The following is a 14,537-nucleotide window of genomic DNA, read 5'->3' as shown; positions in this document are numbered from 1 at the left end:
TTTTAAAATTAGCAGGTATTTTGCTAATGTTATTCATCATATTGGTGTTGGTGCTGTCTATTCCTTATATTCAGACAAGGCTAGGTAAGTATGCTACCAAACGTTTAAACGACGATTTCAAAACAAACATTAATATTGATAAAGTTAGTTTGCAGTTTAATGGAGATATAGAAATTAAAGATATTTACATTGAAGACTACAAAAAAGACACGCTAATAAGTATTACAGAATTAAACACATCTATTTTAAGTTTCAGGAATTTATACCAAGGCAATCTTGTTTTTGGCGATATTGATATTGAAAACTTGCTCTTTAATATTAAAACCTATAAAGATGAGCAGCAAACCAACCTCGATGTTTTTGTCGATAGGTTTGAAAGCGATAACCCAAGAACTGGAAAAAGCAACTTTTTGCTATCCTCAAGTGATGTTTCTATTTACAACAGTGTTTTTATGCTGTCCGATGAGAACAAAGAAACCACCAAAGTGCTTCATTTTGAAGATTTAAATATTAACGCCACTAACTTTTTAATTAATGGAAGCGATGTTAGCGCACGTATAAACACTTTAGCTTTTAAGGATAGTAGAGGTGTAGAGGTTAAAAATATGATGACGGATTTCGCATATACCTTAACCGATATGACCTTTGCAAACCTGCAGATAAAAACACCAAGCTCGGTATTAAATGGTAATTTAAAGTTTTTGTATGCGCGAGAGGATTTACAATATTTTGTCGATAAAGTTAAGGTTGAAGCTAGTTTTAAAGACTCTAAGATTTTGTTGGATGAGCTTAACACGTTTTATAACGAGTTTGGCGTCAACCAATCGGCCACATTTAGTACCGATGTTACAGGAACTTTAAACGATTTATATACTAGCAATTTAAGGTTAAATACAAACTCTAAAACGAGAGTTTATGGCGATATTAATTTTAAAAACCTATTTAATAAAGAGGATCATAATTTTTATATGAATGGTAGTTTTAGTAACCTATCATCTACCTATAAAGACTTAAAAGCACTATTGCCAAATGTTTTGGGCGAAGCTATACCATCTTCTTTCGATCGTTTGGGGTATTTTACCGTTAGAGGGAATTCTCAAATTACATCATCAAAAGTATTAGCAGATATTGAAATTGATACCGAATTAGGTTTTGTAGATTCTAACTTAGAAATCACGAAAATTAACGATATTGATAATGCCGATTACAAAGGCCAGATTATTTTCGAGCAATTCGATTTTGGGGTGTTTTTAGACGATCCAAACTTCGGGAAAGGTTCTTTAGATTTTGATGTTAACGGAAAAGGGTTTACTGCCGAAAAGGTGGACACCCAAGTTAAAGGAGAGGTTTTCGAGCTCATTTATAACCGGTACAATTACAATAATATTAAAGTTGCAGGAAATTTACAGAATAAAATTTTCGACGGAAATTTAAACGTTAGCGATAAAAACTTAAAATTAAACTTTACAGGATTAGTAGATTTTTCTGAAACCGTAAAAAAATACGATTTCGAGGCTATTGTAGATCATGCCAATTTAAACGCGCTTAATTTTGTTAAAAAAGATAGCATCTCTATTTTTAGAAGCCGTGTTAAAATGAACATGAATAGTAGTAGTTTTGATGATGCTGTTGGTAAAATAGCCTTCACCAAAACGAGATACGAAAACGAAAACGACACCTATTTTTTCGATAAGTTTGATATTTCATCAAGGTTTGAAGACGATACGCGATACGTAGAGTTTATCTCTCCAGATATTATTGAAGGCGAATTAAAAGGTCATTTCTTTTTAAAGGACCTAAAAAAGCTATTCGAAAATTCTATTGGTCATATTTACACCAACTACATTCCGCATGAGGTAGATACCAATCAAAGTATCGATTTTAACTTCAAAATTTACAATAAAATTGTCGAAGTTATTTATCCAGAATTAGAGCTTGCCAAAAACACGTTTATTAGAGGGCGTGTAGAAAGCGAGGAGGAAAATTTTAAGCTCACTTTTAAATCGCCTAAAATTAAATACTTAAAAAACTTTGCTAACAATATCGAGTTGCAAGTCGATAATAGCAACCCCTTATTTAATACTTATGTAGAGATTGATAGTTTAAGTACTAATTACTACAACATATCTAAATTTAACCTAATTAATGTAACGGTAAGCGATACGCTATTTATGCGATCGGAGTTTTCTGGAGGAAACCGAAATAAAGACAACTTCAACCTAAGTTTTTACCATACTATAAATGAAGCTAACGAGTCGGTAATTGGTTTTAAACAGTCCGATATAACTATAAAGGATTACAAGTGGTTTATAAACGAAGATCAGGATAAATTTCATAAAATAACATTCGATAAAAAACTATCTAAGTTCGATATCGATAAGTTTAGGGTTAACCATAATAACGAAGAAATTAAGTTTTCTGGTTTTGTTCGCGATTCTACGCAAAAGGATATAAAACTAAATTTTACCAATGTAGATTTAGCTAAAATAACGCCCGATATAGATAGTTTATCCTTGGCAGGAAATGTTAATGGTAAGTTAGATATTTTACAGCAAAACGGTAGCTATCTTCCAAATTCCACTATTGTAATAGACGATTTAAAGGTTAACGATTTCTTATTAGGATCTTTTGATGCTACTATAAAAGGTAATGAGTCGCTTACCAATTACACTGTAGATGCTACTATTAAAAACGATATAACACGCTCGTTTGCAGCAAAAGGAGATATTTCGGTTTCTGGTAAACAATCGGCTATTAATGTAAAGGTTGATTTTAATGCCTTTAATCTATCACCTTTAAATCCTTTGCTAGATGGCGTGTTGTCTAATATTAGAGGAGAAGCCAATGGTAGTGTTAATGTTATTGGCGATTTAAAGAAACCCGATTTTAACGGCGATTTAATTGTTAAAAACGGTGGCTTAGGTGTGCCTTATTTAAATGTGGATTACGATTTTAATACCAATGCATCCATAACCCTAAAAAATCAAAGCTTTATATTTAATAAAATTAATTTAACCGATACCAAACATAACTCCAAAGGGTATTTAGAGGGTTCTATTAGCCATGTTAATTTTGGTAAATGGGATTTAGGTTTAGATATTACAACTCCTAGATTACTTATTCTAGACACCAAAGAAACCGAAGAATCTTTATATTATGGTACCGGTTTTATTGGCGGTCGTGCGAGTATTTATGGACCTACCGAGCAATTGGTAATTAGTGTAGTAGGCGAAACCAAAAAAGGAACCGTATTTAAAATCCCGTTAAACGATTCAGAGTCATTTGGAGATAACTCATACATTCATTTTATAACTAAAGATGAAAAAGAAGCTCGTAAAATGGGTGAAGAATTAGTGTATGAAGAAATAAAAGGACTAGAACTGGATTTCGAATTAGATGTTACCCAAGATGCCGAAGTAGAAATTATTATCGACAAAGAAACGGGTCATTCCTTAAAAGGACGTGGAGTTGGAGGTATTCTGGTAGAAATAAACACCAACGGAAAGTTTGATATGTGGGGCGATTTTGCCGTATTCGAAGGGGTTTACAATTTTGCTTACGGTGGCATTATTCAAAAGCAATTTATAGTACAACCTGGTGGTACCATTGCCTGGAATGGCGATCCGCTTAAGAACACCACTATCGATATGTTGGCTATTTATAAAACCCAAGCAAATCCATCGCCATTACTAGATAATCCTATTAATAGAAGTATTCCTGTAGAATTAAACATTGCTATTACTGGCGATATCGAGCAACCTGTACCAGAATTTAGTTTTGAGTTTCCTAATGTAACATCAACCATAAAATCTGAGCTTAATTACCGATTAGAATCTAAAGATGAGCGCGATACACAAGCCTTGTTTTTAGTATCTACAGGCTCGTTTTCAAGCGGTTTAAACGCCTTAAATGCTTCTGGAACTATTGCCGAACGATTAAACGGTATTTTGAACAGCATCTTTTCATCGGAAGACGGAAAGGTTAACGTAGGTTTAAATTACGAAGCCGGACAAAACAGACCAGATTATCAAACTGATGATAGGTTTGGTGTTACGCTACAAACTCAAATTAGCGACCGTGTGCTAATAAATGGTAAGGTTGGGGTTCCTGTTGGTGGAGCAACCAGTACTGTGGTAGCGGGCGATGTGGAAATCGATTTCCTTTTAAATGAAGAAGGCACCCTTACCGCCAATGTATTTAATAGAGAAAATAGCATCCAGAATTTTGGTGAAGATATAGGGTACACGCAAGGTGTCGGATTATCGTATAATGTCGATTTCGATACCTTTAAGGAATTGCTTCAAAAGCTCTTTAAAAAATCTAAAACGGACGATAATCCTAGTTTAGAAATTCAAGAGGAAAAAACCGAAGAAAATGCCTTACCAGATTATATTTCTATTCAGCCATCGGCCAAAAAAGAGTAGTTTTTAAGGTCGGTTTCGTAAATCTTTAGTTTTTTTTATCAACTAAAACGTTATAGTTTTTAAACTGTTGTTAATTTACTGTAATTGCTATAGATATGTGCATTTTGTTTAGTAATTTTACTTTATTAAAATTGATAATTAATGCCAAAAACAATAAAAAAAATAGCAGTTTTAACCTCTGGAGGAGATTCACCAGGGATGAACGCAGCCATACGTTCGGTAGTTAGAACTTGTGCTTACCATAATATAGAATGTGTTGGAGTTTACCGCGGTTACGAAGGATTAATTGAAGGTGATTTCAAACAAATGGATGCCAGAAGTGTAAAAGGTATCATTAATAAAGGAGGAACTATTCTTAAATCGGCTAGATCCAATGGATTTAGAACGGAAGAAGGACGAAAAAAAGCCTTTCAAAACTTAGTTGATGCAGAAGTTGATGCATTGGTTGTAGTAGGTGGCGATGGTTCGTTTACAGGTGCTCTTATATTTAATCAAGAGTTTGGTTTCCCAGTAATGGGTATTCCAGGAACTATTGATAATGATATTTTCGGAACCTCACATACCTTAGGATTCGACACAGCACTAAATACAGTAGTAGAAGCTATCGATAAAATTAGAGATACAGCCAGTTCGCATAACCGTTTATTCTTTATAGAAGTAATGGGTCGCGATGTTGGTCATATTGCACTAAATGCAGGTATTGCTGGTGGAGCCGAAGAAATTCTTATTCCTGAAGAAGATTTAGGATTAGAAAGATTGGTAGACTCTTTAAATAGAAGTAGAAAATCTGGTAAATCATCAAGCATCGTTATTGTTGCTGAAGGTGATAAAATCGGAAAGAATATTTTCGAATTAAAGGATTATGTTGATGAAAACATGGAAGGATACGATGTTAGAGTATCCGTTCTTGGTCACATGCAACGTGGTGGAGCACCATCTTGTTTCGATAGGGTTCTTGCTAGTAGAATGGGTGTAAAAGCTGTAGAGTCGTTATTAAACGGACAAACCAATTATATGGTTGGTTTACTAAACGGTAAAATGGAGCTTACACCATTAGATAATGCCATTAAAGGAAAAACTAAAATAAACTTAGAATTATTGCGTGTCTCAGATATCATGAGCACTTAACATTTATAAACACGATTATGTCAAAATTAAAAATTGGAATTAACGGATTTGGTAGAATAGGTAGAATTGCTTTTAGAGTAGCAGCTTCTAGATCAAATGATATTGAAGTAGTAGGAATTAATGATTTATTAGATGTAGATCATTTAGCTTACTTATTAAAATTCGATTCTGTTCACGGACAGTTTGATGGAACTATCGAAACTAAAGATGGTAACTTAGTAGTAAACGGAAATACAATTAGAGTTACTGCAGAGCGTAACCCAGAAGATTTAAAATGGGATGCTATTGGAGCAGACGTTGTTTTAGATTGTACTGGTATCTTCACAACTTTAGAAGGTGCACAAAAGCACATTACTGCTGGAGCTAAAAAAGTGGCTATTTCTGCACCATCTGCAGATGCACCAATGTTTGTTATGGGTGTAAACCACAAGCAAATTACTGCTGCTGATACTATCGTATCTAACGCATCTTGTACTACTAACTGTTTAGCGCCATTAGCTAAAGTAATTAACGATAAATTCGGAATTGCTGAAGGTTTAATGACAACTGTTCACGCTGCAACTGCTACACAATCAACTGTTGATGGTGTTTCAAGAAAAGATTACCGTTTAGGTCGTGCATCTTTAAACAACATCGTACCTGCTTCAACTGGAGCTGCTAAAGCTGTTGGTAAAGTAATTCCTGAATTAAACGGAAAATTAACTGGTATGGCTTTCAGAATCCCTACTGTTGATGTATCTGTAGTAGATTTAACGTGTCGTTTAGAGCGTCCTGCTCCATGGGCAGAAGTTAAAGCGGCTTTAAAAGAAGCTTCAGAAGGTGAATTAGCTGGTGTTTTAGGTTATACTGAAGAAGGTGTTGTATCTCAAGATTTCGTATCAGAGCCAAAAACAAGTACTTTCGATGCTAACGCAAGTATGGCATTAAATGATGGTTTTGTAAAATTAGTATCTTGGTATGATAACGAGTTTGGTTATTCAACTAAATTAATTGATTTAGCTCAACATATCGGGTCTTTAAAATAATTTATTTATATATTTCCACAGTATTACTCAATAGGGTAATGCTGTGGATTTTTTTATGTAATAAATTCAAGATTGTAACCCAGTTACAAACAAGGCTTTGTTTTTATTTCTAATAGCAAAGCGGTCTATTTTCTTTTTAAAAAATTTAAACTTATGATTCTAATTATTGATAGTGGTTCTACAAAATCAGATTGGTTAGCTGTAGATAGTGATGGTAATAAATTAATGGATAAAATCCGTACCAAAGGATTAAACCCAGCAATTTTAAACGAAAAAAAGCTTAAGAAAAGAATCTTAAAGAGTAAAGACTTAAAAGCGAATAAAGACAATGTAACACACGTCTTTTTCTATGGTGCTGGTTGCGGTACAGAAAATGCTAAAGAATTGTTAAGCACAGTGTTAAAAGATGTATTTCCTAATGCACATGTTGAAGTTAATGAAGATACTTTAGCAGCAGTGTATTCTACTATTAATACGCCAACCGAGGCTGCAGTGGTTTGTATTTTAGGTACAGGTTCTAACTGTAGTTATTACGATGGCGAAACCCTACACCAACGTGTTATATCGCTTGGTTATACTTTAATGGACGATGCTTCTGGTAATTACTACGGTAAGCAGTTAATTAGAGATTATTACTTTAATCACATGCCAGAAAATGTAAGGATAGCTTTTGGAGCTAAATTTAACATGGAGGCCGATTTTATAAAATACAACCTATACAAACAACCTAGTCCTAATGCATACCTAGCAAACTTTGCAGAGTTTATGTTTTTACAGAAAGATTCGGAGTACACCATAAACCTTATAAAAGAAGGTATTCGTGTATTTGCTAAAAACATGATTATGCAGTACAAGGACGAACTTAAAACCGTACCTGTGCATTTTGCAGGATCTATCGCGTTTTTTGCTCAAAAAGAAATTAAAGAAGTTGCAGAAGAAATGGGCTTTACCGTAGGCAATTTTATTCGTAGACCAATAGATGGTTTAGTTCCTTTTCATACTCAAAACTTATAGGTTAAAAAACGGGTGCCTCAACATAAAGCATTTTACATATCCAATACAGCGCGCAAGCCAGAGCTTATAAAAGCCATAACAACAGGCCAGTGGTTTAGTGATTTAAACCATTTAAAAGGCGCAATATTTTCGGAGTTTATTATAAATGCGTTTATAGAGCAAGAACTGCGTCATGGACAGTACGATGTTAAAACGGCAACCAAAAATAGCCTTAACAATTCATCCGAAGGCGAGCGTAAACGCGCTTTACTTAATCATATTCTAGAATCTAAACCCGATTATATTGTTTTAGATAATGTTTTCGATTGTTTAGATGTAGCAGCACAATCTAGAATTAAAAATACACTTACCAATTTAAGTGAAGAGGTTATTATTATCCAGCTTTCTACCAGAAAGCGCGATATTTTAGAGTTTATAGACACGGTTTATGTTATTGAAAATGGCGAGCCTAAACTATATGTGCCCACTACCCAAGAAACCCATAAAAACTTCACGCACCAATTACCACAACCTTACCAAACCCAAAAGGAAACCTTTAACCCGTTAATACAACTTAATAAGGTATCGGTTAGTTATGGCGAACGCCCTATACTAAACAACATCACTTGGCAAATTAACCACGGCGAGTTTTGGCAACTTATTGGACCCAATGGCTCAGGGAAGAGCACCATACTGTCGTTAATATCTGGGGATAACCCAAAAGGCTATATGGTAGATATGCGCTTGTTTGGCATAAAAAAGGGGAGTGGCGAAACCGTTTGGGATATTAAAAAAAATATAGGTTTTTATACCTCCGAGATGCTACGCGGTTTTAAACGCAGAGACACCATAGAAAGCATGATAGTTTCTGGCTTTTTAGACTCTGTAGGGCTTTACAAGCACCCAACCGATACGCAAATTAATATTGCACACCAATGGTTAAGCCTGTTAAACATGTTGCATATAAAAGATAAAAGCTTCCAGTTTTTATCCAATGGCCATAAGCGCTTAGTGTTAATAGCTAGAGCCATGGTTAAACACCCATCTTTACTTATTTTAGACGAACCTACTAACGGTTTAGACGATGCCGATGCCAAACTATTCTCAGAGTTGGTAAACAAAATAGCCCAAGAAAGCGAAACGGCTATTATTTACGTATCGCACAGAAAAGAAGAATTTATTACTCCAGATTTTGTTTTTGAACTTACACCGCACCCCACGGGTTCTGTAGGTCGTCAATTATTCGCCTAGTGGTATTTATCTTAGATGTAATACGTAATGGATTACATGATTTGTTTTTATATTTACGAGGGTAATAGTAACAAAAATTTGCTGTATCCTGATATATTAACAGGATAACGTTAGTAAAAGTTGCTATATAGCGAGTTGGCATTCATTACCACTCATACTCAAAAACATATACCAAATTAAATGATTGAGAAAATTAAAGGAGTATCAAATTTTGGAATATTCAAGAATATTGAGAATAATCCAACATATAATATTTTTAATAAACTAAATCTATTTTATGGATTAAATGGTAGTGGTAAATCCACGATATCACATTTATTTTCTTTAATTGAATCAAATGAATCGATATCTAGATTCCCAGATTCAAAATGGAGTTTTGAAAAAGGCGGAAAAACTTATTCCGAATCAGACAAATTTGAAAGTGATTTTAATATTAAAGTTTTCAATGCTGATTTTATAGAACGTAACATTAATTGGAACGATACAATTAAAGGAATTCTTGTCGTTTCAGATGGTAAAAAAAAAGAAATATTAAAATTAAAGGATAAGAAAAAAGAAAAATTAAAAATTAGTGAGTCTATAGCTCAAAATGAATTAATACTTAACGGAGAAAAGAAAGGAAATAAAGGTTTAATAAGAAACAACAGTAATTTCCTATCAGAATCTGCCAAAAACATTAAACAAAAGTTTCAATTAATTGAGGTTGAAGATAAACACTTGTCCAATTATAATAAAACGAAAATTGAAAATTCTTTAAATAAAAATATAGATAATATCAAAAAAACTTCATTGACTATTCAAGAAATTGAAAAATTAGCTCAAACTATAAAGCCACAAGACAAAGATAAAATTGAAATACCTGACTTTTCAGTTTTGTCTCAAATAAATTCTGGCTACGAAAAAATAATTTTACTATTAAATTCAAAAATAACATCAGAAGTAATTGATAGTTTAAAGAATGATTTTAAAAAATCTGATTGGGTTAAATTAGGTCTTGAACTACATAAAGACGATGACAATTGTGCTTTTTGTGGAAATAATATTACTAAACAACGTCTTTCCACTTTAAACAATCATTTTAGTGATTCTTTCAAAAATTTACAGGAGCAACTATCGAAAGCAATTGCTTGGATAGATGAAGTAAAAATAACAGAATTACCATCTCACAAAACACTCTATAAGGAATATCAAGCTGAATACGAGAAAATTAAAAAAAATATTGATTTTGAGAATGAAAAACTAATAAAAGCACTTGGTAAATGGAAAGAAATACTTAAAACCAAGACTGCAAATCCATTTGAAATTCCTAAAATTTTAATTTTAAATTTTGATGTGACGAATTTAACTCAGTTTTATACAGAGGCAACAGAAATAATTAAAAACCATAATAAAAAATATTTAAGTGCTTCGACAATTATACAAGAAGCTAAAAACAACCTTGAAATTGAATACATTAAGGATGAAATTAAAAGATATGATTATTATAAGCAAAAAAACCTTGAACTAATAACAATTCAAAAAAACAAGGAACTTCAATTAGAACTTGAAAAAGTAAAATTGGAAATCAAACAATTGAATTCATTAATTTCTACTGAAGCTCTTGGTGCTACAAAGTTTAATAATGATTTATGGAAATTCTTGGGAAGAAAAGATATCGCTCTAGATCCACAAGAAAAAGGTGGTTATAAAATACAAAGAAATGGAAACCCTAACACTAAAGGGAATCAATTAAGTGAAGGAGAAAAAACAGCAATAGCTTTTGTTTATTTTATAAATAAAATATTAGAACAAGACAATAAAATAAAAGATACAACCATAATAGTTGACGACCCAATTTCAAGTTTTGATTCGAATAACTTGTTTAGTTCTTATTCGTACCTAAAGTTAAATTGTAATGAAGCAAAACAACTATTTATATTAACACATAATTTCAACTATTATAGACTTGTAAGAGATTGGTTCGAAACCAAAAATAAAAAGCAAAATCAAAAACACGGAAAAGATCCTTCCAAACCAAAAACCGTATGTAATATTTACTCAATAGAATCGAACTTTGATAGTAATCAAATGCGGTTTTCTTATATTAAAGATGCAGACCAAACGCTCTTAGAGTATACATCAGAATATCATTACTTGTTTAAAAAACTAATAACCTATTCTAATGATACTGCTTTAGATTTAGAAAAAGCCTATTTATCTGCAAATGCTTCTAGAAAAATACTTGAAACTTTTCTAAGATTCAAACACCCTAAAAGGTTACGTGATTTTAGACAATTATTACAAAAAGGAATTCAAAACACATCATTTAAAGACAAAGAAGAATACATCTATCGTTTTATTAACAAATATTCTCACGCACAAGACTTTGACAATGATTCCTCTGACAATAAAATGGACGAAGGTTCAAATGTTATAAAAGATATTTTGAATCTAATTAAAGAAATTGACAAAACTCATTATAAAGAAATGATTGAAGTTTGTGAGAATAAAGAATAACGAAATGCCCCCGCTAGCGCGAGCGTCCCGCTCGTGACGTCAAGAGTAAGTAAAGTATCTATTTTAAGATTAGAGTAAAGATGTTGAAGCAAGTTGGTTTAAGTTAGTGTAACGGCACAAGCAAGATGCTTGCGCTAGCACTGAAATAAACAATTGCATATTGCATACGGGAAAATGAACCTTGAGGAAGACAATATTGAGAAACGAAAACATGCACCTTTGAGTAATTCAGAAGCTGCAAGTTTCTTTTTTATACCTATAGGGTTTGCTAAAATTAGCAAATGGGAAAACACAGATTTTAATGTCTCGGAAATGGCACGATTTAAAAAATTTGGGTTTGAGCGTAAAATAAAACAGGCTTCGGAAATGAGGCTGTACGGGATGATCTTTTATATATCCATTACAATACTATTAACCTATTTTTTAGGGTAAAAAGTTACTTGTAATTTCCGATGCTGTTGCCAAACTATTCTTAAAATTGGCAAACCAAAAAAACTAATAAAACGACACGGCTATTATTTTCGTTTCGCACACAAAAGAAGAATTTAGCACACCAAATTTTGTTTTTGAAATTACACCGCAATCAATGGGCCCTGTAGGGCGTAAATTATTCGACTAGTGGTCTTTATCTTAGGTGTAATACGTAATGGATTACATTTATTGTTTATATATTTACAAGGCTAATAGGCTGTATTCTAGCTAGTTTATGGGTAAGTGGTAACAAAAGTTACTATATAAGACGTTGTGCCACATTTGAGTATCAACCAAAACCTTTTGAATAAAAATTGTGATACCGAAAAAGGATTTAAATATTTGCCCAAATAAAAATAAAAACGAACGTTAAAGCATTAAATTATATGGATTTTCTTTAAAGCAACAATTGAAGAAAAACGTCACACTAGAATGTGGTACCGCAATTAAGGCGAATGAGACTACCTAACAATACACTCGGTATCTATGCTAAAACGAAATCAATTATATAATAGAGATCGTTTATTAAATACTATAATTTAAAATAAATAAAGTATGAGAAATTTAAAACGCATTTGGTTTGTAATATGTATTCAATTTTGTTTTGTGCTAGAAATGGCATCTCAAGTAACTTTAAATACACCCGAACCTAATAATGTTTCAAAATGGTCAATTTATGAGGTTAGCTTTAATAGTGATGAAACTAATTATTCAAATCCATTTTGGGATGTGGAGATTATTGGAACATTTACTAGTCCAGATAATGAAATTTTAAAAGTTGGCGGTTTTTATTACGATGAAGACACATGGAAACTTAGATTTTCTCCAACCAAGGAAGGGATTTGGAATTATTCCATAGCGTTTAAAACACCTACCAATACTTTTGAGTTTACAGATAATTTTGAATGTTTACCTGCTAATAGCAATCATGGTTTTATTCAAGTAAGTGAGGAAAACTCATATAATTTTAAGTATAGTGATGGCACAAACGTATTAATAAATGGTATAAATGGGCATACGCCTCCTGTTACAGCAGCCTTTCTTGGCATACCCAATACACCATCGCCAGCCGACGAAAATATGACAAAACTAATGTGGCAATATTTAGCCCAAAAAAATATAAATACGTACCGATTACAAATGTTTCACCAAGAGTGGGCGCCTCCTGTTATGGAATGGAATACATTTGAAGGACATGCCAACTTATTGCAAAACTCTGGTAGTCTTGATAAATATGATACTGAAAATGCGAAACTAATAGACAAATGGTTTCAAGATGCTTCCGATAATGGAATAAATATTTATCCTTGCTTATTTACTATTCATGATGATGGTAATGTTTACACCTTTAATCAATCCCCTTGGAGTGTCGAAAACGGAGGTTATTATACAAGCCCTACAAACATGTATTCTACAACAACCGATGAAGGCCATGACTATGTAAAAAAATATGTAAAATATATTGTAAACAGGTATGGCGCTTTTCAAAATATACTGGCCTGGGAATATAATAACGAATGGGGAAAGTATACCTCAAAAGATTGGATTAACTCTATAGATGAAGTTATAACAAATAACGACCCGTACAACAGAGCGCATGCGGCTTCATACTGGGCATTCGACTATGCTTTTGATTCAGAATTACATGATTTACCTTCAAATGAAATAGTTGATTTCCATGTTTATCCTTGGCATGGTTATGATAGTGAATTTACAATTGATTTTATGATGAATGAAGATGTTTCTTATTTCTACGATAGCTATGAAAAACCGATTTTAATTGGTGAATATGGTAGTGGAGACTTTGATAATAATATACCCGAATCTGAACATTATTTTGATAGAATTGGTTATTGGACAGCCTTTGTTTCTGGAGGGAATGCCTTATACTGGTTAAGAGGCGATAATTCTACTACAGGAATTGAATATAATATAGAAACTTTAGAATGGATTAATAGCTTCGGACTTATTACATCGAATATTGTAAATGTAAAAAACTTTACACCTAAAAACGCTGTAATAAGCAATATAGATACTTCAAATATACGAGCTTACTGTTTTGGTGCTGAAAATGAGTATTTGATGTATCTGCATCATTACTCAAACCATGATAACAACGTAATTAATAAAAGCATACAACTTTCAGTTCCTGATAGTACTTGGGACATAAGTTGGTATGACCCAAACTCTGGTAGTCTAATTTCTAATGAAAATATTGAGAGTACAAACGGTGTTTTAAATTTGAGTATTCCAAACTTTCAGGTAGATATTGCTATGTATTTGAGTAATGCATCTAACTTAGGAATAGAAAAAATTAACGATATAAGTAAATACCAAGTTAACCTTAATCCTAACCCTTTTTCAACTGAAATGTCAATTAATTTTAATTTAATAAAAAGCGAACATGTTGAAATAGCAATTTATAGTTTAAATGGAAGAAAAATTAATACAATAATTGATGAAACCTTAGTTGCTGGACAACATACAATTAAAATACTTTCTGATAAAAACATTAATATTACAACGGGTATGTATCTCCTAAATTTTAATATTGAAAGCACTAATTTTAGTAAAAAAATAATATTTAAAAAATAATATAATGTATCAAAAAGTTCTGCTACCACGAGCGTCCTGCTCGTGGCAGTAAGAGTAAATGAAGTATCGAATATAACATTAGAGTATAGATATTGAAGCTAATTGGTTTTAGATAGTATAACGGCATAAGGAGGATGCTTGTGTTAGCCAAAAA

The 14,537-nt window shown here is 32.5% G+C and carries 8 protein-coding genes; all 8 read left to right on the top strand.

Annotated elements, in window-relative coordinates:
* Nucleotides 1-26 precede the first annotated feature (26 nt).
* The 8 genes from HNQ90_RS16875 to HNQ90_RS16840 all read left to right on the top strand — a co-directional run bounded on the left by HNQ90_RS16875 (nt 27) and on the right by HNQ90_RS16840 (nt 14,383).
* Nucleotides 27-4,424 carry a translocation/assembly module TamB domain-containing protein gene (locus HNQ90_RS16875; protein WP_144118102.1) on the top strand — a complete coding sequence of 1,466 codons (4,398 nt, stop codon included), beginning with the start codon at nt 27-29 and terminating at the stop codon, nt 4,422-4,424.
* Between the two features lie 141 nt (nt 4,425-4,565).
* Nucleotides 4,566-5,552, top strand: a complete 987-nt coding sequence (gene pfkA, locus HNQ90_RS16870) for a 6-phosphofructokinase (protein WP_144118101.1) — start codon at nt 4,566-4,568, stop codon at nt 5,550-5,552.
* 17 nt (nt 5,553-5,569) lie between these two features.
* Nucleotides 5,570-6,577 carry a type I glyceraldehyde-3-phosphate dehydrogenase gene (gene gap / locus HNQ90_RS16865; protein ID WP_144118100.1) on the top strand — a complete coding sequence of 336 codons (1,008 nt, stop codon included), beginning with the start codon at nt 5,570-5,572 and terminating at the stop codon, nt 6,575-6,577.
* A 153-nt stretch (nt 6,578-6,730) separates the two neighbouring features.
* Nucleotides 6,731-7,591: an N-acetylglucosamine kinase gene (locus tag HNQ90_RS16860; RefSeq protein WP_144118099.1), complete on the top strand. Its 861-nt coding sequence runs from the start codon at nt 6,731-6,733 to the stop codon at nt 7,589-7,591.
* 12 nt (nt 7,592-7,603) lie between these two features.
* Nucleotides 7,604-8,821, top strand: coding sequence for an ATP-binding cassette domain-containing protein (locus HNQ90_RS16855; protein ID WP_144118098.1), 1,218 nt, complete (start codon nt 7,604-7,606; stop codon nt 8,819-8,821).
* A gap of 180 nt (nt 8,822-9,001) precedes the next feature.
* Nucleotides 9,002-11,317, top strand: coding sequence for an AAA family ATPase (locus HNQ90_RS16850; RefSeq protein ID WP_144118097.1), 2,316 nt, complete (start codon nt 9,002-9,004; stop codon nt 11,315-11,317).
* 174 nt (nt 11,318-11,491) lie between these two features.
* On the top strand, nt 11,492-11,749 hold the full coding sequence (locus HNQ90_RS16845) for a hypothetical protein (protein ID WP_144118130.1): 258 nt from the start codon (nt 11,492-11,494) through the stop codon (nt 11,747-11,749).
* Between the two features lie 594 nt (nt 11,750-12,343).
* The gene (locus HNQ90_RS16840) at nt 12,344-14,383 is read left to right on the top strand and encodes a DUF5060 domain-containing protein (protein ID WP_144118096.1); all 2,040 of its coding nucleotides are present in this window, start codon (nt 12,344-12,346) and stop codon (nt 14,381-14,383) included.
* Nucleotides 14,384-14,537: the final 154 nt, after the last annotated feature.

The organism is Algibacter amylolyticus, from assembly GCF_014202225.1.
In the GTDB taxonomy this organism is placed as follows: domain Bacteria; phylum Bacteroidota; class Bacteroidia; order Flavobacteriales; family Flavobacteriaceae; genus Algibacter_B; species Algibacter_B amylolyticus.
The sequence above is the reverse complement of the archived record's forward strand: the minus strand, read 5'-3'. Positions and strand labels throughout refer to the sequence as shown.

Bases quoted from the DNA above. Each gene is read 5' to 3' on its own strand.
- HNQ90_RS16860 (WP_144118099.1), top strand. From the start codon at position 6,731: ATGATTCTAATTATTGATAGTGGTTCTACAAAATCAGATTGGTTAGCT.
- pfkA (WP_144118101.1), top strand. From the start codon at position 4,566: ATGCCAAAAACAATAAAAAAAATAGCAGTTTTAACCTCTGGAGGAGAT.
- HNQ90_RS16845 (WP_144118130.1), top strand. From the start codon at position 11,492: ATGAACCTTGAGGAAGACAATATTGAGAAACGAAAACATGCACCTTTG.
- HNQ90_RS16875 (WP_144118102.1), top strand. From the start codon at position 27: ATGTTATTCATCATATTGGTGTTGGTGCTGTCTATTCCTTATATTCAG.
- HNQ90_RS16850 (WP_144118097.1), top strand. From the start codon at position 9,002: ATGATTGAGAAAATTAAAGGAGTATCAAATTTTGGAATATTCAAGAAT.
- gap (WP_144118100.1), top strand. From the start codon at position 5,570: ATGTCAAAATTAAAAATTGGAATTAACGGATTTGGTAGAATAGGTAGA.
- HNQ90_RS16840 (WP_144118096.1), top strand. From the start codon at position 12,344: ATGAGAAATTTAAAACGCATTTGGTTTGTAATATGTATTCAATTTTGT.